Raw genomic sequence first — 24864 nt, 5'->3', positions numbered from 1 at the left:
CCCTCCCCTTATTTCTGTTGCCAAAAGAACATATAAAGCGGTTCGTTACGGACGAACAAGAGCAATAGCATCGTGATGGCCACGTAATAGACGAGCAGGCGCTCCCGACGTTCGAAAGAACGGAGCAGTTCTGGGATCAATAGCATGACAAACACTGAGAAATACTGGACGATTCGCATCATCGAGGGGTTGATGAACGTAAGCGGCAGAAAGCAAAGGGCGAGCAACAAGGCGTTCAAATAATGGGTCACATTCGGGTTGACCGCGATCATCTGTTCACGCCGCCAGAGTGATACGACCGTGATTAAAATCAAGATCATCGAGAAGTTAAAGGTACCTGACCCCGTGTAGTACTCATATTCTTCATAACCGCTGATGGTGCGGAAAAATTCGAACAGTTGAACCCGAAAGACGAACAGGAATGGAATCAACGCTCCCATAAACAGCAGATAGCGTGATGTGATCGTCTTTGTGGCCAAAAAATAGAATGGAAGGAAGACGAGAGCGGATTGATGAATCGTCGCCGCAAGCAATACGATTCCGAGAAAAGGCCAAAACCGTCTCGTCTGTATAAAGTAGTAGCCAATCAACACGGCAATTGCCGTCGCAATCGTCTGGCGGATGCCCGTGATGGCAAAGAAGGCGTAAAACAATGTCGAAAAGATCAAGAAGCTGAGCAATGGCTCCGTCGAGTTGCGATAAATCCAAACTCCGAACGGAATCAGGAACAAGAGCGCGACCGCCAAGAGGTACCATTGGTAGTTCTCGGTCACGAGTTGAATCGTTTTTTGTAGTAAGTAGTAACCTGGATCGCGTCCGTCCCCTCCGCCGAACAAGACGTTAACAAAATTGTCACCGAGCCGTTTCCATGAGATGCCTTTTGTCTCGTCGAACATCCATTTGTATTGCATCGTGTCAGCACCGACGCTAAAGTGACGAAATCCAGACAATAAAATCCATTGGCATGTCGCAATCGTCACAAACAGCAACTTCCCGTTCTTGATTCCGTCATCACGCAAAAGGAGGGCCGCCCATGCGATCAGAAGCAACATATTGATCAGATAGATCCACATTTCAACTCCTCCTTTTCACGTTTATCGATAGCGAAGATTCATCATGCCGCGATAAAGCGTCAACATCCGATGATAAATGATGGCTGACAGATTCAATCGTTTCTGTTCCATCCGACTCAAATGACGGTGCCCATCAAAGCGCTGCAACAGCTCCTCCCTCACTTCTGGGTCAGTTGAGCGATATACCGCCTTGAACACCGTTTTGATTTGTGGCGTGGTTGTACTGCTCGTGGCTTCGAGTCGCATCAACAGCCGTTCAAAAAAGCGGACCGTCTCGATCGGTGCGAGGTCGGCGATTTTTTTGGTTTGTTGCTTCGCGTGGATGCGCGTCTTCGAATGCGGTGCCGTCGTCACTTTGAACTGATATCCAGCCAACGCCAAGTCGACCCAACATACCCAGTCTTGAATGTATCGATACGTCGTCGGGAATCCACCGACTTGTTCAAGCGCACGTTTCGGAATGAGTAGTGCACAGCCGCTCAAACACGCTTTCAGCAACAGGTAATCAAACATCGCCTCATCTGTGTATACACCTTTCAACTGTCTTCTAGGACGGTAAATAGGCGCACCTGCTTCATCAATCAACGTCGTCCCACAGGATAAGATGTAACGTTGGGCCTGATCACCTAGTTTTCGGAGTTCCTCGACTTGATTATTCACTTTTTCCGGTTCATAAAGGTCGTCATGACTCAGCCATGAGAACCACTCTCCTCGCATCTTCTCAATGCCTAGATTGAGCGCCGTTGATACTCCGCCGTTTGGCTTTTCATAGTATCTGATCTGACTCCCAAAGCGACGAGCAATCTCAGCGGTCGCCCCGCCATCGGTCGACCCGTCATTGATCACCAGCACCTCGATTCGCTCATACGTTTGAGCAAGGGCGCTCTCGATGGTTTCTTTTAGATAGTCCGCTCCATTGTAGACGGGGATGACGATTGAGACGAGGGGACGTTCCATGCTAGATTCCTCCTTTTATCGTGAACAAGGCTTTCATAAACGTATAGATAATCCATGACCCGCTCTTCCATTGAAAAGGAAGAACGTGCATGTTCGACGCAGGAATCCGCATAGTGTTCCTTGCCGAGTCGCCGAATTTTTTCGATTGCGCCCAATATGTCCTCCATGCGATCGGGAGCTACGACTTCACCACACGTGCTGGGGACCAGCTCTGGGTTCGCTGTAGCATCAAGTACAACGACCGGCGTCCCCGAGGCCATCGCTTCCGCGGTCACTTTCCCGAACGATTCTTCGACCGATAAGTTGAGGAACACATCTGCGAGCGCATAATAGTCAGCCAACTCCTCGATACGATTCGTCGAAGGAACATGAATCACATTCACCGGTAACCTGATGTCGGGAATGTCTCCGACGAGCAACAAACGTGCTTCCGGCAACGCTCGTGCCACTTTTAAGAAATCAGACAACCCTTTTGAATCGTCCCAGGAACTAGCGACGCCTAATAGAATGAAACGGTTTTCGAACCCAAGTGCCGCCCGTATTTCCGACGTGTCCCGAGGGTAGAAAATATCGAGGTCGACCCAGTTATGAATCCGCTGAATCACTTTCGCATTACCGAGGAGCGAAAATCGCGCCTCCATCGTGATCCAATCGGAGACGCCGATGACGGCGAGTCGTGAGATATTTTCGAACCAGCGTTGTTTGTCGTGCCACATCTCGGCAGTCCGATCAAGACCCCAACTCGGATTATCTAATTTGAGTCTTGGACAGCTGCCGCAGCCATCACGCCAACGTTCACAACCGGTCCGTGTATAATGTGTGCACTTCCCGGTGTAAAACCAACAATCATGGAGCGTCAATACCGTCGGCGTGTCGGTGTGACTGAGCCAGTTAAACAAGGTATCGAGATGGATGTAATTGGAGTGAAGATTATGCAAGTGTACGACGTCAGGCTTGTACGATTCGATAAAATCGATGAGTTCAACCGTCGTCCCTTTTGAAAAATAGCCTTGTTTCCCGCTCAAGCGGGACAAGAAGGCATGTCGTTTTTGATCAAGGGATGAACCGATGCGGAACCCGCTTCCCGTATCTGGACCTGTCGCATAAGCGACGACACTCTCATGGCCATGGGCAAGCGCTACGGACGAAATCTCTTTACAGATTCGTCCTGTACTTTTTTCTTCATGGATGGCATTGATGTGTAAAATCCGCATGGTTCTTCCTCCTTACTCATACGTATAGGCGTAGTAGGCGTCCTTGCCGCCTCGTTCCCGCTTGTTCATGACAATCCCTAGCATGTGGGCACCAGACAAGACGAGCTGTTCTTTCGCCTTTAACACGAGGTCTCGGTTTGAATTATCACAACCGACGATGAGGATTGTCCCGTCGGTCTCACTCGCAAGCAGTCGGCTGTCCGCCACGTGCATGAGCGGCGGCGCATCCAAGATGATCAAGTCGTACTTTTCCTTCACCTCATCCAACAGTTGCTTCATCATCGGCGATGCGAGCAACTCCGACGGGTTAGGTGGGATTGGACCCGCTGCCAACAAATGAAGCTTCGGTACTTTCGTCATTTGAACCGAACGATCAAACGTTGTCCGTTTGGCGAGGACAGTGGACATTCCCGTTTGACCCGAAAGCTGAAATGTGAAATGGACCGTCGGCTTGCGCATATCACAGTCCATAAGTAACACTCGTTTTCCAAGCTGGGCATAGACGATGGCCAAGTTCGAAGCCGTCGTCGATTTCCCTTCGCCTGGTGAAGCCGAGGTGACGACAATCGTTTGTAACGTGGCCCCAAGCGCCGTGAACTGTAGGTTGGTCCGAATCGTTCGATATTGTTCGGCAATCGGGGATTTAGGATTGGCTAACGTGATGAGTCTGCGCCCGGAATCACGATGTTTGTCTTGTTTCTTTGACAGGTGGAACATGCGGATCGTCTCCTTTCGGCTCTTTGCCAGCCTCAGCTTTTGGTTTTACTACCTTTGGGTTCATATCACGCTTTTCAATGATTGGGATTGAACCGATCACCGGCATGGACAAAATTAGTTCTGCCTCCCGCTCATCATGAATCCGTTTGTCAAACGTGTGACGGATGAGGGCGAGCACCCCTCCAACTATAAAACCTGCGACCAGGCCGAGCGCGGTGTTCATGACGACACTTGGTGCAATCGGTTCGCCTGGTACGACGGCTTCCGATAGGATGCGAACATTGTCGATGTTCATCAAGTCTGGAATTTCATTCGCGAACACCTGAGTGATTACGTTCGCGATGTCAGTCGCCACGACTGGATCGGCGTACTGGACGACAATATTGATGACTTGAGACTCTTCCTCACTTTCAACGAGCAAGATCTCGCTGATATCCGTCGGTGCTTGTGCCACTCGCTCTTGCACTTCATTCAAGATGGCAGGGCTGCGCATGATGACCCGATACGTGTTCACCAATGACAGGGATGATGACACTTGGGCGCTGTCGACGACGTTCGTGCCCGCCTCTTCCTTCGGAACGATCAACACTTGTGTCGAGGCCTCATAGGTCGGTGCAATCACATATTGGCTTAAATAATAGGCGGCACCACCACCGATGAGCATCATGAGCATGAGGAGCAGGACGTTTTTCTTAAATACATTAAATATTTCTGATAATAACATCGTTTGACTTTTCACACGTAAACCCTCCTTCAGACGAAGTTGCCTATACAAAACTCAGACGTGATGATGAGGTCGATCTCTGTCTTACCTTCTTACCCGCCGTTCTCTGCAAATCGAAAAGAAAAGGTTACCATCTTTTCATGAACTATCATGTCGGCTTATCTTGGATAAATTGCGAGTAGATACGCCGCATCTCGTTCTTCGAGCATTCCACATCGAACGCTTTGACCGATTCGCTGTTATGCAAGCCCATTTGATGCGACAAATCAAAGTCAAGTTGCATCGTGCGAATGGACTTGGCGAAACCTACCACATCTTCCGGGGAGCATTTGTAGCCGGTCACCCCATCAATCGAATAGTCATTGATGCCGTGGACGTTCGACGTGATAAGCGGAAGCCCGGCGGCCATCGCCTCAAGCGCGGCCATACCAAGACCTTCACGTTTCGAGGGGAAGACAAAGCAGTCCGACGCCTTCATCACTTCAATCACGTCATCTCGGAAACCGAGCAATCGGACTTGTTGTTCGAGTCCAAGTTCACGGACGAACCGGTCGAGATGATCCTTATTCTCCCCTGTCCCGGCAATCAAATAATGGAGCGTCGGCTCGTTCAACGTGGCAATGGCCCGGATGATCGTTTCGTGGTTCTTGTTTTCATTCAACTCGCCGACCGACAACAAGACGAAATCCGTGTCGGTGTCGATGCCGAGCGTTCGACGTTTTGCGGGCCGGTCGATCGTGACCGCCTCGATTTTCTTCGTGTCGACCCCGATCCCGGGGATTCGGAACGTATGCGACGTTTTGAACGTTTGCGCCCGTGAAAAGTCCTCTTCGTTGATGGTGACAATCGTATCGGTCATCCGGGCAAGCGTTCGTTCGACCGGATAATAGAGCATCCAGTTGAGGGATGGGCTGCCTTTGAAGAAGTGAAAGCCATGGGCCGTGTACATGCACGGGGTATGCGTCTGACGCGCGACGAGCCGCCCGATGACCCCGCCGATCGGCGAGTGACAGTGGATGAAGTGATACCGGTTCGCCGTCATCACGGCCTTCAACTGTTGATAGGCCCGGACGTGGCCGTTCATCTTCTTGATGTCGCGCTCGAAATCGATTTGGAACAAAGTGACCCCGTTCGCCTCTAAATCCTGTTTGATGCGGGCTATCTTCTCAGGCGAATACATGCTGCCCCACTCGAAGTTCGTGGCGACATGCACTTCGTAGTTCATCTCTTGGAGCATCCGGATGTTGTCCCGGTTAAAGCTTTCGATCATGGAGACGACCGAGGCGACCATGAGTACTCGTTTCATCACTCTCTCCTCCTCACACGCGTTTCCGTAAGTAGTCGACACCACGCAGCATCAAGACGAGCGGGACCGTTTTTTCATGTTTACAAAGCTGAAAGAACGTCCGCCACTTCATATCGAAATATTGCATGTCCATCTGCGAATAGGCTCGTTTGTACTCTTCGTTTCGGAGCACTTGCTTGAGGGATTCGGCTTGATCGATAAACGACTTTGGTGCCGCCAGTTCATTTAGCCCGATTCCAATCATACTGAGTGCGATTCGATTATAGAGCGCCCGATTGTACTCCTCTCCGAGCTGGTGCGTCTCAATATAACGCATTAAAATACGGAAAAACTGTAACCGTGAGTTGATAAGCTCTTTATTGTAGGAACTGGTTTCCGAATCCGCATTCGTTTTTCGATAGTGGTAGACTGGATAGTCGATATAGATAAATCGCTGGCAATGCTCCAACGCCTGGATTTGAAAATATAAATCGATGAACGTGCCGTATGGGCCGCCAAACGACAAATGTTTGATGAGGTCACGATGATAGAGCGTGATGCAATTTGAATTGAGCGCATCCACGGTTTCTGGATGAGCGAGCTCCTCACCGACGAGTCCGAACAGACGGCGATGGACATAACGTCTCGTTTCCTCTGCGTCATACGACAAAAAGTCCGCTTCAAAGATTCGTTTAGGAAGTGAACGCCCTTCGTATTCGCGCACATACGTCCCCATGACCGCATCGGCACGTTCAGCCTCCGCGTGCTCGACCATTAATCGAATCGCATCTAGATCGAGCCAATCGTCGCTGTCGATAAACATGATATACTCGCCCGATGCCATTTGAAGACCTCGATTCCGGCAAGACGAGCATCCTCGATTCGTCTGACTCAGGACACGAACCCGCGGGTCCTTATCGTAGCTCAATGCAATGTCGAGACTGTGGTCCGTACTGCCGTCATCGATACATATGATTTCGAGATGAGGATACGTTTGGTGGACAAGGCTATCGAGACACTGTCTCAAAAAGGCGCTTGTATTGTAGATGGGTACGACCAGGCTGATGAGGGGGGTAAGGCTTGGCATGTGGGTCACTCCTTCTAGGTTGTCGTTTCATGATGTGAGTGAAAAGCGGGTGTGATTCTATCATCGTTGTTCCCGTAAGCTCTTTCAGGTAACTCACAAACGGAATGAGCCGTGGATAATCTTTTTGTGAAGTATAAAAAACGAAAAAAGCCGACCCTCCGGTCAGCTTTGCAAATTACTGTAACTGTTCTTGTCGCAAGTTGTGAAAGATGTTGTCGAACAGTCGCTCGTTTACTCGATCCGACACGTACGAGTTGTGTGGGGTGAGCGACACCCATTCGAAGTTATAGAGCGCGTGATCGGATGGTAGTGGCTCCGTCTCGAAAACATCCAAGGCGACCCCGAAAAACTTACCTTCTTCGAGTGCGGCGATGAGCGCCTCCTCGTCGATGATTGATCCGCGCGCGACGTTCAATAAGACGGCGTCTTCCTTCATCGACGCAATCGCCCCTTCGTCAATCACATGATACGTGTCATCGGTGAGCGGCAAGGCGACGACGACGACATCGCTTTCCGCCAAGACGTCGTGCAGTTCATCCATCAGCACGTAACGATCGACGAACGGCACCTGTTTCTCACGATGCCCGACACCGATGATTTTCATATCAAACGCCCGGAGCCGTGTCGCGACCGCCTCTCCGACATGACCGAGTCCGAGCAAGGCCACGGTCTTTCCGGTCAATTCACGCAATCGGCGCTCTTTCTCCCAATGCCGGTTTGCCTGCTTCTCCCGGAACGCCGCCCCGTGCTTCATGAAGTCGAGCAATTGCCAGACGACCCATTCGGCCATCGGCACGGCGTACGTGTCACCGGCATTATAAATGCGGATGTCTCGCTCCTCGAGCTCGTCGAGCGGGAGACGATCGAGTCCGGCGCTGACGGCTTGGACGAACCGTAGCCGTTCAAAATCGTCGACGTGACAATACTGAAACACATTATTACAAATCAAGCCCTCGACTTCGGAGACGTCGATGTCCGTCACGTCCGCCTCTTCGCGGAGCGTCGTCACCGAATAGCCGAGTTGTTCGAGTTTTGCGAGTTGTTCAGGAGCCAACCGCACTCCTGTCGACAGCAAATTCATGACAAAATTCCTTTCCGGTTCTGGATTTCCGTCGTGATGGCGAGCACGGTCGAGACAAGGTTCAACCGGTTCAATTCCAGCCACTCCGGAGTCGCGTGTTCGAGCTGTTGCTCGTACGCTCTAATTTTCCATACCCCTTCTTGGAAGATTTGTGCCTGTTTAGCATCAAATTTCCCGATTGCCCCAATATTACAAAAACTGCGCGATAGGATGGCGAGCGACGAACCGAGCCTCACGTGTTCCCCAAGCACCTTCTCGGCTGGAAGCTTACCTTCTCCGATTCGAGCGACGCCGCCAAAACCGTACGGGATTCCGCCCGCTTGGAGTTGACGTGTCACCGCTTCGACCGTACCATCGGCGAGTGGTTCGAACAGGAAGCTCTGCCCGTAACTGAGATGCAAGTCGTTCAAGCCGATATGGACGTAGTCGATGCCCGATAGTTTGAACACGTCTGTCATACAGGCGATAGCCTCTTTCGTTTCACATAGCAGACAGACTTTGGCCCGTTTGTCGACGAACTCGATAAACGCCGCCACTTCGGCGGCCGTCTTGTAGTAGGGAAGCATGACGACATCGGCCCCGCGATTGATGACCTCATTAATCTCATAACGTGAACCTTGGAAAATCGGATTGACGCGGACGAGCAGCTCGGCATGTTTCAAGACCGCGCGCAGGCGGCTCACGTCACGGATGGCATGGCGTTAAATGACCGTATCGAGATGACCTTGTCGTTCTTCTTTTCCGTTTAGTTCTAAGTCGACGAACACCCAATCGACCCCGTTCTGTTCAGCGAGCAGGGCTATGTTCGGTTCATTCGTGATATACATCAGTTTTAAAGACATGGCGAGCACTCCTCTCATCAATTGATTACTTTAGGGAATTAGCCCGTCCGAAAAACAACAAAACGGAAATCCGGATAATGCTTTTGCAATCCAAACCTTTCATATAATGTTATTTATTTATCGTCTGCCTCGCCATACCTGCATGGGACACTTATGAGGAATATGCTTTGACATCAAACTATGCTCGTAACTTCTTTCTGATTTTGTTTTAAATATGCCGAATCGGAAATAACTAACGTACAAGATAAAATTCGACACGTTTCGGCAAAAAAAGGGGTGGCCAATCATGGAATGGATTGTAATATTTGGTGCAGGCGGTCATGCGCAAGTGTTGATTGATATTCTCGAATTGATGGGCGTCTATCGCATCGCAGGGATCTATGATGATAGTCCATCTCTTTTAGGAAAGTTCATCGCAGGATACCCAGTGTTGGGATTCATGGATTCGAAGATAGTGGTTCAAAGAGGAATCATTGGTGTCGGAGACAACGTCCATCGTGAGGGTATTGCCGAAAAAATTAAGTACCATTACCCAGACTTCAAATTCATCAACGCCATCCACCCGAGCGCCGTCATCGGCAAGAACGTCACCCTCGGCGCAGGGACGGCCGTCATGGCTGGTAGCGTCATCAATCCGAACGCCGTCATCGGCCCGCACAGTATCATCAACACGATGGCTTCGGTCGATCATGACTGTGTGCTCGACCCGTTCGCCTCGGTCGCCCCGGGCGCGCATCTCGGCGGCAACGTCCATGTCGGCACCCGGACGTTCATCGGTATGAGCGCAACTGTCATCCACAACGTCCACATCGGGCACGATACGGTCATCGGGGCCGGGGCCACGGTCGTCAAGGACATCCCGAACCACGTCGTCGCTTATGGATCACCCGCTAAACCGATTCGGGGGCGGGTCATGAACGAACGCTATCTGTAAGCAAAAACGAGGTCACCCCGCGCCGGGTGACCTCGTTTTTTCATTTCAACTCGCGATGCAGTTCGCGGTCGGTGATATAATCCGGTTCGAGTTTCAAGATGACCGAGTCGAAGGCACGCTGGAAACCAAACATCCCCATGCAGAGCGCTGCGAACAAGATAAAGAAGGACGAATCCGCCGAGCCGAAATCGTACCAGCCGAGGAGCGCGTACAGCATGATCAATCCGCACAACGTCAGCCAAAACGGCAACCGGACGAGCCGTTGATACGTCGAATTGTTGTTGAACGAGGCTCGGATCGTGCCAAGTTTCCATTCGCGAATGGCCAACGGAATGACGCCTAGAAATCCGATACCGAGAACGACGAATTCGTATTGAGACACGTACTGGACGAGCGTTCCCGTGATGATGGCCGAAGCGGCCCCAATGATGAATGTCTTTGCATTTCCTTGCCGTGCGTAATCGACGAGGCGGCGGATATGTTGTTCACGTCTCATGGTCAAAGCTCCTTTAGTTAGTGTTAATGTATGTACGAATCCTTCCCTACGTTGGTTTCAATTCAAAATAATCCCCGTCTATAGAAGTAAAAAAATCTCATTTGTGACAGATTAAAGAAATCTGAAAATTCCTAAATGTAAGCGTTGACATTTTGTTTTGGCACGTGCTACATTTCAAGTATCAAATAACAACTGAACGGTCTCCTGCGCAGGAATGTTACCTTTAGTGGGCATAACCTGACTCGAGTCAGATGGTAGACGTGATTTCACGTATTTCATCTGACACGGGTCAGGTTTTTTATTTGACGCAAACCAAAAATCCAATGAAAAGGAAGGTATGGACATGAAGTATGAACAGCTCGCACGCGACATTATCCAGCAAGTCGGCGGCAAAGAGAACGTCAACAGCGTCGTCCACTGTATCACCCGTTTGCGTTTCAAATTGAAAGACGAGAGCAAGGCCAACACGGAAGCCATCAAAAATATGGACGGTGTCGTCACCGTCATGAAGAGTGGCGGCCAATACCAGGTCGTCATCGGCAACCACGTCCCGGACGTGTATAAAGCGGTCGTCGAAGTCGGCGGTTTCCAGAACCAGTCACCTGTTGAAGAAGAGGAAGGCCCGAAAGGATCATTGTTCAGCCGGTTCATCGATATCATCTCTAGCATCTTCACCCCTATCCTCGGCGTCTTGGCCGCGACCGGGATGATTAAAGGGTTCAACGCCCTCTTCGTCGCCCTCGGTTGGCTCGACGCCACATCCGGTACGTATAAGCTATTGAACGCCATCGGCGACTCACTGTTCTACTTCTTCCCGATCTTCCTCGGCTATACGGCCATCAAGAAGTTCGGCGGCAGTCCGTTTATCGGGATGGCCATCGGGGCGGCGCTCGTCTATCCGACGTTGTCGACGCTCACGGCCGGTGACCCGCTCTACACCGTCTTCGCCGGTACGATGTTCGAGTCACCGATTCATATCACGTTCCTCGGTGTCCCGGTCATCTTGATGACGTACTCGACATCCGTCATCCCGATCATCATCGCAGCGTTCTTCGCAGCGAAACTCGAGAAGTTCTTGAAGACGGTCATCCCGGACGTCGTCAAAATGTTCATCGTTCCATTGTTGACATTACTCATCATCGTGCCGCTCACGTTCATCTTGATCGGACCGATCGCGACTTGGGCCGGTATGTTGCTCGGTAGCGCCACGGTCGCCGTCTACAACTTGAGCCCGCTCATCGCCGGGATCTTCCTCGGCGGTCTCTGGCAAGTGTTCGTCATCTTCGGTTTGCACTGGGGACTCGTCCCGGTCGCCATCAACAACTTAACGTCACTCGGGGCTGACCCTGTACTCGCACTCGTCTTCGCGGCCTCATTCGCGCAAATCGGTGCCGTACTCGCAGTCTTCCTCCGAATCAAAAATCAAAAAATCAAAACGCTCTCGATTCCGGCCTTCATCTCAGGCATCTTCGGGGTCACTGAGCCAGCCATTTACGGGGTCACGCTTCCACTTAAAAAACCGTTCATCATGAGTTGTATCGGTGGTGCCGTCGGTGGTGCCATCATGGGTGTCATGGGTACGCAAGTGTATATCATCGGTGGACTCGGCGTCTTCGGTTACCCGTCGAACATCTCACCGGAAGGCATCACGACCGGCTTCTACGGTTCACTCATCGGGACGGCCGCCGCCTTCGTCGTCGGTTTCGTCTTGACGTATCTCTTCGGTGGCGTCAATAAAGCGGTCGCCGCAACACCACAACCAGAAGTCACACCGGTCTCACAAGAAGTATCAGCGACAAAAGTCGGCCAGGAGCAAATCCTCAGTCCACTTGCCGGCAACGTCATCAACTTGAAAGACATCTCGGACGTCGCCTTCTCATCCGGCTCGCTCGGCCAAGGCGTCGCCATCGAACCGACGGAAGGCAAGCTTGTCGCCCCGGTATCTGGGACGGTATCCGCTCTCTTCCCAACGCATCACGCCATCGGCATCACGACCGAGACGGGCGCTGAGGTGCTCATCCATATCGGTATGGACACGGTTCAACTCGAAGGCAAACACTTTAAAGCACACGTCACGCAAGGCGAATTTGTCGAGAAAGGACAGCTGTTGATCGAGTTCGACCTCGACGCGATCAAACGCTCTGGCCGTGCCCTCACGACACCGGTCATCGTCACGAACCGCAAAGTGATTTCACCGAGCCGCGCCACAAACGTTCGCTCAGGCGAAGCGTTGTTTGTCATTAACGAATAAAATGTGGGAGGGATCGTCCCTCCCCTATCTTAGAAAGGATGGATTTGATGAGTTTTCCAAACGGATTTTTATGGGGCGGCGCCATCGCCGCGAACCAAGCTGAAGGCGCGTACTTAGAAGGCGGGAAAGGCTTGACGACAGTCGACTTGTTGCCTACGGGTAAGAAACGGTTCGACGTCATGGTCGGCGACTTGCCGTCTCTCGAGCCGGTACCGGGTGAGTTTTATCCGTCGCACGAGGCGATCGACTTCTATCACCGCTATAAAGAAGATATCGCGCTGTTCGCCGAGATGGGCTTCAAAGCGCTCCGCCTATCGATCTCATGGGCCCGTATCTTCCCGAACGGCGACGACGCCGAGCCGAACGAGGCCGGACTACAGTTTTATGACGACGTCTTTGACGAGCTGTTGAAGTACGGTATCGAGCCGGTCGTCACAATCGCCCACTTCGACGTGCCGGTCAGCCTCATCCAAAACTATGGCAGTTGGCGCGACCGCCGTGTTGTCGACTTCTTCGAGACGTACGCGACGACGCTCTTCACCCGCTATAACGGCAAAGTGAAGTATTGGATGACGTTCAACGAGATCAATATGCTGTTGCACTTGCCGTTCATCGGCGCCGGTCTCGTCTTTGCGGACGGTGAGGACAAGCAGCAAGTGAAATATCAGGCGGCGCATCATCAACTCGTCGCGAGCGCGAAAGCGGTCAAGGCGGCGCACGCCATCAACCCCGACATGCAAGTCGGCTGCATGCTCGCGGCCGGTCAGACATACGCCTACTCGTGCAACCCGGACGACGTCTTAGACGCGATGGACAAGGACCGTGAATCGTTCTTCTTCATCGACGTTCAGTCGCGCGGCGAGTACCCGGGCTATGCGAAACGTTATCTCGACGAGCACGGCATCACGCTCCAAATGGAAGACGGCGACCTCGAGTTATTGAAACAGCACACGGTCGACTATATAGGCTTCAGCTATTACGCGAGCCGGACGACGAGCACGGACCCGGAGATTAACGCCTCGACGGAAGGCAACATCTTCAGCTCGCTCGAGAACCCGTTCCTCGAGAAGTCGGAATGGGGCTGGACGATTGACCCGACCGGCTTCCGCATCACGGCGAACCAACTGTACGACCGCTACCAGAAACCTCTCTTTGTCGTCGAGAACGGACTCGGTGCCGTCGATACGCCGGACGCGAACGGCTACGTCGAAGACGACTATCGTATCGACTATATGGCGAAGCATATCGAACAGATGCATGAGGCCATCAAGGACGGCGTCGAGATTCTCGGCTATACGAGCTGGGGTCCGATTGACTTGGTCAGCGCCTCGACCGGCGAGATGAAAAAACGGTACGGCTTCATCTACGTCGACAAGGACAATGAGGGTAACGGGTCCCTCACCCGCTCGAAGAAGAAGAGCTTTGATTGGTACAAGCAAGTCATCGCGACGAACGGTGAAAAAGTGACGCTAAAGGCGTCTGTAGAGAAATGAGAAAAGCAGCTTCGGCCGAATTGGCTGGAGCTGCTTTGTTCACGTTATGATTTGATTCTACAATCAAGCTTCTTTATCGATGATTGCATGATTTACTACTCGTCTTTTTATTCGATGTGATTCATCTAGACATTACTTACTTTTTTCTTTTTCCAAAAATGTGTTATATACAAATTTCAATTGTTCGGCCGACAGTTCAATGTCATGTTCGTGTAGGTATTTGACAGCATATCCTAAAGCGATAGTGGCCGCACTCGCCACACCAGCTCCAACAGCCCAACCAGCTCCAGGAATTAATTTAACCAACTGACGAAATGCTGTTTTTCCTGCATTTCCAACGATTGTAGCAAGTAACAGCTCTTTAGCACTCTCTTTCGAGACCGGCTTATTGTAAAGCATAGAGAGTTTAATGATTAGGCCAACTTGAATGCCGGTTAAAGGAATGATATCAGACCCAGGAATTGGAGAGGCACCGATAGCCGCCGAAGCAAATCCTGCGCTGTTAATCCAACGGTTTGCTGTTGTTGATTTATCCTTTAATTCACGAGCCATCAAAATATCTTTTTGCTTCTCCTCTAAAATTTTTAAGAGCTCTTTTTGTAACATCTCGATGTTTTCACCTGTTCGCGATGAAATTGGAGTAACCGGGTAACTGTAGTTCGTCGCTTGTTGAATATATTGAACAAGCCCACCAATATCTTCGGCTGCATCAATTTTATTTAAGACGATAATAAGGTTTTTGTTCGTTTTTTCAATTTCTTTCAAGTTCTTCAGCTCATTCTCAGATAACACAGTACCCGCCGCATTCGTGAAAAATAAGATGACATCTGACTTTTTATAGTAATTTAGTGTCACTTGTGAATTTTCTTTATTGATATCGTCGAGCCCTGGTGTATCAACGAAGACAATTTTATCGGTGTATTGAATTTCTTTGATTTCGACCGTCTCACCTGGCTTTGCACCTGTAGACACGATTTCCCCGTTCATCAACTTGTTGATTGTAGACGACTTTCCACAGTTCACATCCCCAACGAGTGCAATTAAGATATGGCCTTCTAATTGATCATTTGCCTGCTTAAATTGCGTTTCATAATTTCGATTAAATTCTTGTTCGAATTCCTCTTTATCCATTCCATTAAAGTCAAATGTTGTATCCATTCTAACTCCTCCATATTCTATGTTTGTTTGAATTGATGTTCACTTCTTTTTTATGCCTCGTGGTCGATTTTACATAAGAAATAGCTTAAATACTGTCATTTTCTACAAAAGAGGTAGAGGATATCTGTGCTCTCACCTTTTAATCGTTCGACATTTGTTCGACAAATACTTATTCGTCAATCAAAACCACCTCCCAATTTGATATTACCGTTTTCACCGTTGCTATCCCGATACGTTTTTTGACCACGTTTATTTTTCATACAGCCTTCTTCATTTATTTGTAGTTTACTAATCTTATCAATTCTTCTTAGGAGGCCTATATGCACTACTCACTCGACACCATCTTACAACTCGAAAACTCGACCGAATTCAACCGTCTCCACCAACAGTTCCATCAATTTAATCCGCTCAAAGTGCTCCGCGTCGATCAGCACGAGATCCGTCACTCGAATGTCCTCGCCTGGCTGTTCGATCCGAACGAGAACCATCGGCTTGGTAGCTTCTTTTTACGTAAAGTATTGATGAACTTAATCACGAAGCCCGAGAATGAAGAAAAGATTGTCGGCATCGACTATTTACCATTCCTTCACGCCCCACTCTCGGACGTCATGGTCCATCGTGAGTGGTGGACCGGGAATGGCGCCATCGACTTGTTGATTGATATTCCATCCCTGAACTTGATGTTGCTCATCGAAAACAAGTTTCATTCGAGCGAGTCGGCCGGACAACTCAGTCACTACTTTGACCATGTCCACGAGACGTTTCCGAATCGGAACATCTTGCCGGTCTATTTGACGCTCTCGAGTGATGCCCCTTCCCACGACGATTACTGGTTCCTTGATTATGAGGATGTCCGTCTGATGATCACCCAAGAACTCGAGTTGAACCGCGCGACGATTGCCGACAACATTTACGATTTCCTGACGTATTATATCGCGTTACTCGAGGAGCGCCTCGTCGATGACGAGGACACGATGAATACGGCGCTCGAGCTCTATCAAGACTACGCCTCTGCGATTCATTTGCTGTATGCGAATGCTAACCCGGCGAAGCATAAACAGATTGAGCTACGGCAAGCTGTCAAAACGCTTGAGACGTTCGACGCGGAGACGAAACGACATCTACTGCTCATCTATAACCGGAAGCGACAAACCATCGACTACATTTTCAAAACCGGCGGCAACATCGTCCACCAAGCGTTCCTCGAATTTGTGAACGAACAGGCGATTACGACCTACTCCGCACATACTCGCGTACCGAACTTCGTCATGGCCGACTGGTTACCATATTTGGATCAGATGGACCGGTTGAATCGCTATTGGCTCAACTATGGACTGATTATCTGGTTTGAACGGAAAGGCAGCACATGTCTCAAACTCTATGTGGAAGTCGGCCCGATTGATTATGCCGAACGTCTCCCACTCCTCGAGGCATTCGAAACGAAGAACATCTCGTTTTGGAAGTCTGGAAAACAAGAAGGCAAGAAGTTCACTCGCATCTACACCGAGACGACCGACGTTTCCGATTGGACAAACGCAGCTGTCGTAAAAGATGCGATGACATCACTCATCGACGATTCGTCGTTCCGCTCATTCAGTAAGACGGTGACCGAAGCCTTAAGCAACATTTACACCGAATCGCCAGTTGAGCTTTAAAGGATAGCCTAACTGAATCATTTTCAGTCGCCTCATCTTACATGATTTTAATGTAGGGATGAGGCAATTTATTTACTAGAGTTTATACTTCAGTTAAATAAGAATTTATTAATATTTTGTTTATAAATGTGACAATTTAGGGAACATCATATATGCATGTGCCGTGAATGCTCTGAAAGATGTTTAAAAAATGAAACACGTCTTTTGGTTTAATGTTAGCCGAGACTTAAATCGCCATCGTTAATTGTAAGCGCTTACTTAAAAGGAGGACGAGATGTTAAATCGAAAATATGCAATGCTCATGTCGGCTGGCTTATTGACGTTCGCCATGTCCGGTTGTACCCCGAACGACTCTGGGGACAGCGGGAAGACAGAAATCAAATTCATTAATGGATTTACTGGCGGTGATGGCGACTACATGACAAAAATCGTCGATGATTTCAACTCGAGCCAAGACACATATGAAGTCGTCCAGTCCCAAGAAAAAGAACACTACACCAAGTTTAAATCTGGTGATTACGACCTGGTCGTCATGCATGAGACGAACCTCGACACGTATCAAAAAGATCAATTGATTCAAGACGTCGGACCGTTCATGGAGGCAGCCGACATTTCAGAGAGTGACTTTAACGAGGCGGGGATTCAGTCCGGTTCAGTCGATGACAAAATGTTCGGCGTCCCGCTCGACATTCACCCACTGACGATGTTCTACAATAAGGACATGGTCAAGGACGCACCTACCGATTACGAACAGTTGAAACAGCTCGGAGAATCGCTTCAAGCTGAAGATTCAAACTTGTACGCGTTCGGACTTCCATCGACAGGACTGACAACATTCTACTTCACCGTCGCTGCCGCACAAAATGGAATCGATTTAGCCAAAGAAGGTTATTTGGATTTCACTGATAGTGCATACGCCGACGCGTTGATGCAATATCATGCGATGGTGTTTGAAGACAAGACCTCGCCTGAGAAGCTCGGCCTTGACGGTGAGTTCCAAGCGTTCATGAAGTCGGCCGAGGACAGTTCAAAACAGACAGCGGTCACCTTCACCGGCCCTTGGTATTATCAAGCCGTGAAAGAGAAATACGGCGATGCGCTTGGCATCGGCAAAATGCCAACTTTGTTTGAGACGGAAGCGACGACCGGGAACGCTCATACGATCGCCGTAGCCGCCGCTGTCGATGACCAAGAAACAAAAGACGGGATTGCCGAGTTCTTGAAATTCATGTACACACCTGAGAATTTAGCGAACTGGGCCGAGTCCGGTCAAACACCGACACATGTCGCCACTCTTGAATTGATTTCAGAAGACCCTGAAAAATATGCGCTTGCCAATCAAAACCAGAAGCAGTTAGACATTTATGAACCTGCCCCGCGTGTGTATCAATTTGATGAACAGATGCGTTATATGAACGAGGTCGTCTTCACGAAATTGACAGGTGAAGCGAATCTCACGAAAGAAGATTTGATGGCCGAGCTTGAAAAAGCGACGAAAGCCGCGAAACAAGTCGCCGATACCCAACAGTAAGGAAAACCTTTCGATCAGTGTAGAAACTTCTACACTGATCGTTTAGGAAGGAGGACTTGCGATGTATATGACGAAACGAACGAAATGGATTGGCTTTTTATTCGTCATCCCCTTTCTAGTCAGCTTTCTCATCTTTTGGCTGACACCGTTACTGTATGGCATCTGGATCAGCCTGCATGATTTTCGTCTATCAGTAGGCAATAACGGGTTCATCGGATTAAAAAACTACGTCGATATCCTCACGCCGGACACGCTCTACAATAACGTGTTCATGAACTCTTTAAAGAACACGTTAATGTTTATCGTCTTGAGCGTGCCACCACTCATCTTGATCAGCCTCGGCTTGGCCCTATTAATCGATAACTTGCCGAAGCGGTTGAAGACATTTTTCCGAACCGTCTTTTTCTTATCCTATGCCATTTCCGTCACCGCCGTCTCAGCGCTCTATCTTTGGTTGTTCGGCGCCAACGGTGGGTTCATTAACAACTTGTTGTTGAACACGGGGATGATTTCGTCGCCGATCAACTGGACCGGTGATCAACCGTACGCTTGGTTCGTCATCGTCATCGCGACCGTCTGGTGGACGATCGGATTTAACATGCTGTTGTTTGTCAACGCGCTCGATGAAGTCGATCCGAACTTGTACGAGGCAGCTGATTTAGATGGGGCTTCCTCGTTGAACAAGTTCCGCTACATCACGTTACCCGATATTCGAAATATCTCGATTTTTGTCATGATCACGACCGTCATCGCATCGTTTAACTTGTACGGACAGTCACTCCTCATCACACGCGGTGGACCAAGTCAATCGACGAGTTCCTTGATTATGGGCATTCATGCTACCGTGTTCGGAAACAACCAACTCGGTGTCGGTTCCGCCATGGCGCTTTTGATGGGTATCATCATGATGGTCATCACAGGCCTCCAATATTGGATGTCATACCGAAACAACAAAGAAGAAACGGAAAGTGGAAAGTCCGAGAAGAAACGGTTCACCCGGGCCACTAATGTCGGGCCAACCAACGTCAGCTCACGGCCAGCCACGACGGTCGAGAAAAAGGAGCGGAAGGTCACATGAAAAAGAAACGAATCAAATCGATCTTACTCGTGACGTTCACGTCCATCCTTGCCATCTTGTTCATATTCCCGCTCGTTTGGATGGTCTTTACCTCGTTCAAGACACTTAGTGAATCCCTCTCGAGCGCTGGCCTCTTTCCGAACGAGTGGACGCTCGAGCACTATCAAACCATCTTCTCTGCTTCCGCAGACTCGAACATGGTGCAATGGACCATCAATACAGCGGTCGTCACGCTCATGGGAACAGTCATCGTCATCTTCGTCGACGTTCTAGCCGCCTATGCGCTCGCGCGTTTGAATATTCCTGGTAAAAAAATCATTTTGGCCATCGTCATCATCGCGTTGACCGTGCCCGGGATTGTGACGTTGTTCCCAGCGTTTTATTTATTTAAAAGTGTGAACTTGCTAGATACGTATTATCCGCTCATCTTGCCGTATTCAGCAGGAACGCTCGGTGTGTTCCTCATTTATAACTTCTTGCGCTCTTTCCCGCAGGAACTTGAAGAAGCCGCCTACCTCGATGGCGCGACCCAGTGGCAAGTACTGACGAAAGTCATCTTCCCGTCCATCAAACCAGTCGTCACGACGCTTGGCGTCGTCACGTTCCTCGCCATCTATAACGATTTCCTTTGGCCCTCACTCGTGACGAACAGCGATGAGATGAAAACGCTCACACTTGGTGTCGCGACACTCGTTCAGGGGTCGAACTTCGTCAACCCGGCCGCGATGATGGCCTCGACCGTCGTCGCGACCGTGCCGGCTCTTCTGATTTTTCTTTGGGCGAACAAATACTTCGTCAAAGGCGTCACGAATTCGGGGATTAAGTGAGTCGTATACCTATATAAAAAACATCGAGATTCAAGTAGTAAGGTCTACTGAATCTCGATGTTTTTCGTTTTACGAACGATACATGATTTGATTTACTTGATGACTTTTGTCGTCTTCTTCAATTCTTGGTACCCGCTTTGTATCATCTTCACGGTTACCGTAACCCCTGCTTTTTGACGCGGAATCGTCAGCTTGTAGTTCCCTTTCGAATCCACTTTTGCGACCTTACTGATAGCTTTCGTTCCGACAAACGCTTGAACCGTCGCAGCTTTATTGCCTTTTCCCGTTAACGAGATAGCGCTCGACTTCACCGTGTTAACGGTGAACGTCGCGAACGTGTTCAATACTTTGGACGAAGCAGCCGTCGATAGGTTTCCTGCCGTATCTTTCGCTCGGACCGTCACCGTCGCCCCTGCTTTCGTCGTTTTCAAGCTGTAGCTGTATGTGCCGGCAGTCGATGCTTTCGTCGTGTACGTCCGTCCGTTGTACGCGATGGACACCGTCGACCCCTTCTCGGCTTTCCCTGTCACTTTCGTCGATTTGTTCGTCAACGTCGAGATGGTCGGTTTCGACGGTACGACTTTATCGATGGTGAACGTCAGAACGGTTAAATTTCCAGCTTGGTCCGTAATACGCAATGTGTAATTGCCAGTAGTCTTCACCGACCAATTATTCAAGATACGTTTCCCATTTAAAGTGGCTGTACCTTCGTTGTATTTAATGACAACGGATTGATTCGTAAGCTGTTTATTCTTTACACCCGTGACAATTGGAGCTGTTCGATCAATGGTAAATGGAATAACTGTTTCGTTTCCGATTTGGTCTGTGACACGTAATACGTATTTACCTTCTTGCATCACTTTCGTACTAGAGACAAACGGTTTCCCATTCAATGTACCAGTTCCTTCTGTGAACGTAGGGCTTACTTCTTGATAGTTATTAATCCCTTCAATAAAGCCTGTGACAGTAGGTGCCGTACCATCCACAATGAACGTAAGTTTTGTCTCATTCCCTGCCTCATCTGTCACGAGAAGGACGTACGCTCCTGATTGATTAATCACAGTCCCTGATTTGAGTGGCACGCCATTTAACACTGCGTATCCTTCACTAAACAGTGGTGTCACGCGTTGATATATTTTACCTGATTCCACTCCCGTGACGGTAACAGGGTTTTGATCGACTTTAAATCGAACCACTGTTTTGTTTCCAGCGCGGTCGGATACCGTTAACTCATACTCCCCATCCGTTGTAATCGTTGTCCCTGAAACATACGGTTTCCCGTTCAACGTGCCAGTCCCTTCTACAAATACAGGAGTCACGTGTTGACGATACGCTTTTGCTTCAACACCCGTCACAGCTGGGGCGAGTTGGTCCAATTCAAACGTAACAACCGTTTCGTTACCAGCAGAGTCTTTGACTTTTAACTCATAAGCCCCATCTTTATCGACCGTGTAATTTTTCGCAATCGCTTTTCCGTTCAATGTGGCCGAGCCTTCATTAAACGAAATGACTACAGGTTGTGTATATTGTGTATTCGTTTGCACTCCCGAGATGACTGGAGCCGTCAAATCAATAATGAACGACGTGACTGTCGTGTTACCGGCCAAATCTTGGACCACCAATTCATGTGATCCTTCCGTTTTGATGGTTGTCCCACTGACGAATTTATTCCCGTTTAGTTTGGCAATTCCTTCGTTAAATACAGGTGTCACATGCTGGTTGTAAATCATACCGTTATCAATACCAGAGACGATTGGTGCTTTATAATCAATTGTGAAGTAAAGTGTCGTTTTGTTCTCTGCTTGATCGATAACAACGAGTACGTACTCACCTTCTTGATCAATTTTCGTACCACTCGCATACTTCACACCATTTAACGTGGCTGTACCTTCTGCAAATGTCGGATAAGTCGCCTGTTTATAGGCTTTCCCAGTCTGGATACCACTCACTTGAGGTGCTGTTTTATCAATGGTGAAAGATATGTTTGCGTAATGTCCATAACCATCATGGCCATTAAGTTCATAATATCCGTCTTCAGCAAAGGTTGTACCTGAAGCTACGAAATCGATGCCGTTCAAATACAATTCACCCTTGTTATACGTGATGGTTACATTGCGATTATATACTTTCTGATCTTCTGCACCTTTAATAATAATTGGTAAATCATCCACCACGTTGAACGTGTACGATTCACTTGTATATTCCTCGTCCGTTGCAAGAACCTGGACCCTTTTCGACTCCGTTAAATCAAGCCCTTCAATGAGGAAACGTCCTTCAGAATTGATAGTCGTTGTATAAAATTCCCCGTCGACTTCGGCTTGAATTTTGAGTCCAGGACTACCACTTCCTTGAATAAAAGTTTCAGATGCTTTTGGGTTATACACTGAAAACACACGATATTTACGTTCTTCAATTTCTGATTCAATCCCTGTTGGATCAACACTATAATACTTTACTTTAACATCATTATTTAAGACGAAATCCGAATTGTATTTAGTGTAGTGCCCCATATAGTTCGTCCCATAAGAAACATCATAAAACACTACGCCTTCTTTCGTAGAAACAAAATCAACTTTTGTTCCTGCTAAATATATACCTGATTTTTCAGAAGCACTTATGACAGGTTTTTGTTGATTATAAACATTTAAATAGTTTGTATAAGTAAGTCCGTTTGCAGATGTCAATCTTATTATTGCTGTACTTTCATCATTCATGGGAACATTAAATATTTTGAAGCGCCCACTTTTATCTAGTGTGGTAATTACACCATTGACACTTATTTGCTCTGAAATCGGTAAGGTCAGACCCATGATATCGAAGGTTCCATCCCCGTTTTCAACTAAAGCACCGCCAGTATCAATCGGAAGGTTAAAATGCGGTTGATTTGAAATCTGAATATTTCTAATCGAATTGCTTCCCACTAATTGAATGTCTCCATTATAGATAGGAGAAGTATGTTCGTAAGTCATTTTATTTCCATATAGTGTGCCGAGTACTGTAAGTCCTCCATAAGATCTAAGACTACCTAAATTGTAAATATTCTTTGAAATAATTACATTTGAAAACGTAGATACAATAGCTCCAGGCATAATAAATACGTCTTGGTTGATAGATTGATTTGACCATGTTGTGTTTCCATGAACTACAAGTGCGTCTAAACCAGCAAGGTATCTTTCTATGTAAATAGAATCTTTAATATCAGTAACTACCTTTTTGTTTTGATTTTCGTCAAGAATCGTAATTGTCACTACATCCCAAAAACCACTTAGATTTTTTAAGTCACTTTTAATATCTACGGGGATATTAAGTGATGTCAGTTCTCCAGACGCCTTTATCATGGTGAACTCTGCCTTATGATGTTTGATAGTTACTTCAATATTAGTGCTTCGATGTTTTAGAGTTAAGTCGACACCATAAATGTATGAATCATCTCGTACATTTACATTATATTGATAGAAACTATTCCCTAAGTCAGATACCTCTTTAAAAGAAGAAGATACATATTCTGGATTGTCTATATCATTTGCAATGTCGCGAACTGTGATAACATTTTCACCTTCAAATGGGCCATATTGAAAATTATGATTATAAGCTACATCCATTAACTCAATATATTCAATCTCCCAATCTCCTAAAGTCACATCATGCCAAACTCCGCTTCTAACTTTGTATGTTTTTGAATCTTCGTCGTACGTTAGTCCACTAGCTTTTATTTGTCCGGTCTTTTTATGTTTAAACATTATACCGCCATACTTTGAAGGTTTACCTTCATCTTCTACAAAAACTTCAATTTCTACATAGTCAAACGGATTGTTATATACATACAGTTTAGAAAATTCAACTTTTTTCACGATAGGAGCTTTAGTATCTTCGATAATTTCAAAGGTTAATTGTTCATCGGTAAATTTTTGACTTGTAGTATTTCCATACCTATCAAAAAATCTTAACTCATGAATTACATATTCTCCAAAAGCAGGTGCAGCCCATATTGATTGTGGGTTAAATACAAAAAATGAGTCATATGAAGTTAGATAAATCTCAATAGTCTCTTTTTGATTTTCCGGGTTTGTCACAATCATAATTGCAGATTGGGACACGCCATCCTCATCTTTAATTTCTCCGCTAAACTTTAACTCTTCACCTCTCGAAATTTTACTTTTAACCACAGAAACATTAGAAACAGTTGGCCCTAAATTATCCGCTTTAGTTACCTCTGGATTAAAGGATAGTGATGCAAGAATGATAAAAATAATTAGTACATATGTATAAAACCTCTTCATAATGTTCCCCTTCTTTTCCAATTAATTCGTTGAGTTTCCTAAATTAGTTTACTCCTGTAATCAACGCTGTTAAAATCCCTTATATCAACGTATTAAAAATCCCTCAAATTAATGGATAATGAGTCTGACAACCTGAAAATGGAGTGTGAGACACATGATCCGAAGTGAGGGATTTTTTATG

Annotated in this window: 20 protein-coding genes; 7 read left to right on the top strand and 13 right to left on the bottom strand. The window is 47.9% G+C overall.

Annotated elements, in window-relative coordinates:
• Positions 1-8 precede the first annotated feature (8 nt).
• The 10 genes from KNP80_RS12255 to KNP80_RS12210 form a co-directional block, all read right to left on the bottom strand.
• Positions 9-1073, bottom strand: a complete 1065-nt coding sequence (locus KNP80_RS12255; RefSeq protein ID WP_214718238.1) for an EpsG family protein — start codon at positions 1071-1073, stop codon at positions 9-11.
• A 21-nt stretch (positions 1074-1094) separates the two neighbouring features.
• Entirely contained in the window at positions 1095-2030 is a 936-nt protein-coding gene (locus tag KNP80_RS12250; RefSeq protein WP_214834827.1) for a glycosyltransferase family 2 protein, read from the bottom strand.
• Entirely contained in the window at positions 1973-3244 is a 1272-nt protein-coding gene (locus tag KNP80_RS12245) for a glycosyltransferase (RefSeq protein ID WP_214834826.1), read from the bottom strand. Before KNP80_RS12245 ends, KNP80_RS12250 begins: the two co-directional genes overlap by 58 nt.
• Before the next feature lie 12 nt (positions 3245-3256).
• A complete protein-coding gene (locus KNP80_RS12240; protein ID WP_214834825.1) occupies positions 3257-3961 on the bottom strand; it encodes a CpsD/CapB family tyrosine-protein kinase in 705 nt (234 codons plus the stop codon).
• The gene (locus tag KNP80_RS12235; RefSeq protein WP_214718245.1) at positions 3924-4700 is read right to left on the bottom strand and encodes a YveK family protein; all 777 of its coding nucleotides are present in this window, start codon (positions 4698-4700) and stop codon (positions 3924-3926) included. Before KNP80_RS12235 ends, KNP80_RS12240 begins: the two co-directional genes overlap by 38 nt.
• Positions 4701-4833: 133 nt before the next feature.
• Entirely contained in the window at positions 4834-5991 is a 1158-nt protein-coding gene (locus KNP80_RS12230; protein ID WP_214718248.1) for a glycosyltransferase family 4 protein, read from the bottom strand.
• 13 nt (positions 5992-6004) lie between these two features.
• On the bottom strand, positions 6005-7057 hold the full coding sequence (locus KNP80_RS12225; RefSeq protein ID WP_214718250.1) for a glycosyltransferase family 2 protein: 1053 nt from the start codon (positions 7055-7057) through the stop codon (positions 6005-6007).
• A 175-nt stretch (positions 7058-7232) separates the two neighbouring features.
• Positions 7233-8138, bottom strand: coding sequence for an NAD(P)-dependent oxidoreductase (locus KNP80_RS12220; protein ID WP_214718252.1), 906 nt, complete (start codon positions 8136-8138; stop codon positions 7233-7235).
• Complete coding sequence (locus tag KNP80_RS12215; protein WP_214834824.1) at positions 8135-8821, bottom strand: aldolase/citrate lyase family protein; 687 nt, start codon at positions 8819-8821, stop codon at positions 8135-8137. Before KNP80_RS12215 ends, KNP80_RS12220 begins: the two co-directional genes overlap by 4 nt.
• An 18-nt stretch (positions 8822-8839) precedes the next feature.
• Entirely contained in the window at positions 8840-8980 is a 141-nt protein-coding gene (locus tag KNP80_RS12210; protein ID WP_214834823.1) for a hypothetical protein, read from the bottom strand.
• 286 nt (positions 8981-9266) lie between these two features.
• Here KNP80_RS12210 and KNP80_RS12205 point away from each other — a divergent pair, with 286 nt between their 5' ends.
• A complete protein-coding gene (locus KNP80_RS12205; RefSeq protein WP_214834822.1) occupies positions 9267-9914 on the top strand; it encodes an acetyltransferase in 648 nt (215 codons plus the stop codon).
• A gap of 40 nt (positions 9915-9954) precedes the next feature.
• Here KNP80_RS12205 and KNP80_RS12200 read toward each other — a convergent pair whose 3' ends face one another.
• Positions 9955-10410 carry a hypothetical protein gene (locus KNP80_RS12200; RefSeq protein ID WP_214834821.1) on the bottom strand — a complete coding sequence of 152 codons (456 nt, stop codon included), beginning with the start codon at positions 10408-10410 and terminating at the stop codon, positions 9955-9957.
• Positions 10411-10753: 343 nt separating this feature from the next.
• Here KNP80_RS12200 and KNP80_RS12195 point away from each other — a divergent pair, with 343 nt between their 5' ends.
• Entirely contained in the window at positions 10754-12661 is a 1908-nt protein-coding gene (locus KNP80_RS12195) for a beta-glucoside-specific PTS transporter subunit IIABC (RefSeq protein ID WP_214834820.1), read from the top strand.
• A gap of 38 nt (positions 12662-12699) precedes the next feature.
• Positions 12700-14154 carry a 6-phospho-beta-glucosidase gene (locus KNP80_RS12190; protein ID WP_214834819.1) on the top strand — a complete coding sequence of 485 codons (1455 nt, stop codon included), beginning with the start codon at positions 12700-12702 and terminating at the stop codon, positions 14152-14154.
• A 132-nt stretch (positions 14155-14286) separates the two neighbouring features.
• On the opposite strand, the gene KNP80_RS12185 is transcribed toward KNP80_RS12190, so the two are convergent.
• Positions 14287-15312 carry a YcjF family protein gene (locus KNP80_RS12185; RefSeq protein WP_214834818.1) on the bottom strand — a complete coding sequence of 342 codons (1026 nt, stop codon included), beginning with the start codon at positions 15310-15312 and terminating at the stop codon, positions 14287-14289.
• A gap of 320 nt (positions 15313-15632) precedes the next feature.
• On the opposite strand from KNP80_RS12185, the gene KNP80_RS12180 reads away from it, so the two are divergent.
• From KNP80_RS12180 to KNP80_RS12165, 4 genes are all read left to right on the top strand, one after another.
• Complete coding sequence (locus KNP80_RS12180) at positions 15633-16967, top strand: PDDEXK-like family protein (RefSeq protein ID WP_214834817.1); 1335 nt, start codon at positions 15633-15635, stop codon at positions 16965-16967.
• A gap of 274 nt (positions 16968-17241) precedes the next feature.
• Positions 17242-18498 carry a type 2 periplasmic-binding domain-containing protein gene (locus KNP80_RS12175; RefSeq protein WP_214834816.1) on the top strand — a complete coding sequence of 419 codons (1257 nt, stop codon included), beginning with the start codon at positions 17242-17244 and terminating at the stop codon, positions 18496-18498.
• Between the two features lie 61 nt (positions 18499-18559).
• The gene (locus tag KNP80_RS12170) at positions 18560-19576 is read left to right on the top strand and encodes a carbohydrate ABC transporter permease (RefSeq protein ID WP_214834815.1); all 1017 of its coding nucleotides are present in this window, start codon (positions 18560-18562) and stop codon (positions 19574-19576) included.
• Positions 19573-20403, top strand: coding sequence for a carbohydrate ABC transporter permease (locus KNP80_RS12165; protein WP_214834814.1), 831 nt, complete (start codon positions 19573-19575; stop codon positions 20401-20403). Before KNP80_RS12170 ends, KNP80_RS12165 begins: the two co-directional genes overlap by 4 nt.
• A gap of 92 nt (positions 20404-20495) precedes the next feature.
• Here the strand turns inward: KNP80_RS12165 and KNP80_RS12160 are convergent, their stop codons facing one another.
• Complete coding sequence (locus KNP80_RS12160; protein WP_214834813.1) at positions 20496-24683, bottom strand: Ig-like domain-containing protein; 4188 nt, start codon at positions 24681-24683, stop codon at positions 20496-20498.
• Positions 24684-24864 lie beyond the last annotated feature (181 nt).

Origin of the sequence: Exiguobacterium sp. E4787 (assembly GCF_018618375.1) — a bacterium.
Lineage (GTDB): Bacteria > Bacillota > Bacilli > Exiguobacteriales > Exiguobacteriaceae > Exiguobacterium > Exiguobacterium chiriqhucha.
Note: the sequence above shows the minus strand (reverse complement) of the source record. Positions and strands in the feature narration are given on the sequence as shown.

Coding starts and splice junctions, on each gene's coding strand:
- KNP80_RS12255 (WP_214718238.1), bottom strand. CDS start 1,073: ATGTGGATCTATCTGATCAATATGTTGCTTCTGATCGCATGGGCGGCC.
- KNP80_RS12250 (WP_214834827.1), bottom strand. CDS start 2,030: ATGGAACGTCCCCTCGTCTCAATCGTCATCCCCGTCTACAATGGAGCG.
- KNP80_RS12245 (WP_214834826.1), bottom strand. CDS start 3,244: ATGCGGATTTTACACATCAATGCCATCCATGAAGAAAAAAGTACAGGA.
- KNP80_RS12240 (WP_214834825.1), bottom strand. CDS start 3,961: ATGTTCCACCTGTCAAAGAAACAAGACAAACATCGTGATTCCGGGCGC.
- KNP80_RS12230 (WP_214718248.1), bottom strand. CDS start 5,991: ATGAAACGAGTACTCATGGTCGCCTCGGTCGTCTCCATGATCGAAAGC.
- KNP80_RS12225 (WP_214718250.1), bottom strand. CDS start 7,057: ATGCCAAGCCTTACCCCCCTCATCAGCCTGGTCGTACCCATCTACAAT.
- KNP80_RS12220 (WP_214718252.1), bottom strand. CDS start 8,138: ATGAATTTGCTGTCGACAGGAGTGCGGTTGGCTCCTGAACAACTCGCA.
- KNP80_RS12210 (WP_214834823.1), bottom strand. CDS start 8,980: ATGTCTTTAAAACTGATGTATATCACGAATGAACCGAACATAGCCCTG.
- KNP80_RS12205 (WP_214834822.1), top strand. CDS start 9,267: ATGGAATGGATTGTAATATTTGGTGCAGGCGGTCATGCGCAAGTGTTG.
- KNP80_RS12200 (WP_214834821.1), bottom strand. CDS start 10,410: ATGAGACGTGAACAACATATCCGCCGCCTCGTCGATTACGCACGGCAA.
- KNP80_RS12195 (WP_214834820.1), top strand. CDS start 10,754: ATGAAGTATGAACAGCTCGCACGCGACATTATCCAGCAAGTCGGCGGC.
- KNP80_RS12190 (WP_214834819.1), top strand. CDS start 12,700: ATGGATTTGATGAGTTTTCCAAACGGATTTTTATGGGGCGGCGCCATC.
- KNP80_RS12185 (WP_214834818.1), bottom strand. CDS start 15,312: ATGGATACAACATTTGACTTTAATGGAATGGATAAAGAGGAATTCGAA.
- KNP80_RS12180 (WP_214834817.1), top strand. CDS start 15,633: ATGCACTACTCACTCGACACCATCTTACAACTCGAAAACTCGACCGAA.
- KNP80_RS12175 (WP_214834816.1), top strand. CDS start 17,242: ATGTTAAATCGAAAATATGCAATGCTCATGTCGGCTGGCTTATTGACG.
- KNP80_RS12170 (WP_214834815.1), top strand. CDS start 18,560: ATGTATATGACGAAACGAACGAAATGGATTGGCTTTTTATTCGTCATC.
- KNP80_RS12165 (WP_214834814.1), top strand. CDS start 19,573: ATGAAAAAGAAACGAATCAAATCGATCTTACTCGTGACGTTCACGTCC.
- KNP80_RS12160 (WP_214834813.1), bottom strand. CDS start 24,683: ATGAAGAGGTTTTATACATATGTACTAATTATTTTTATCATTCTTGCA.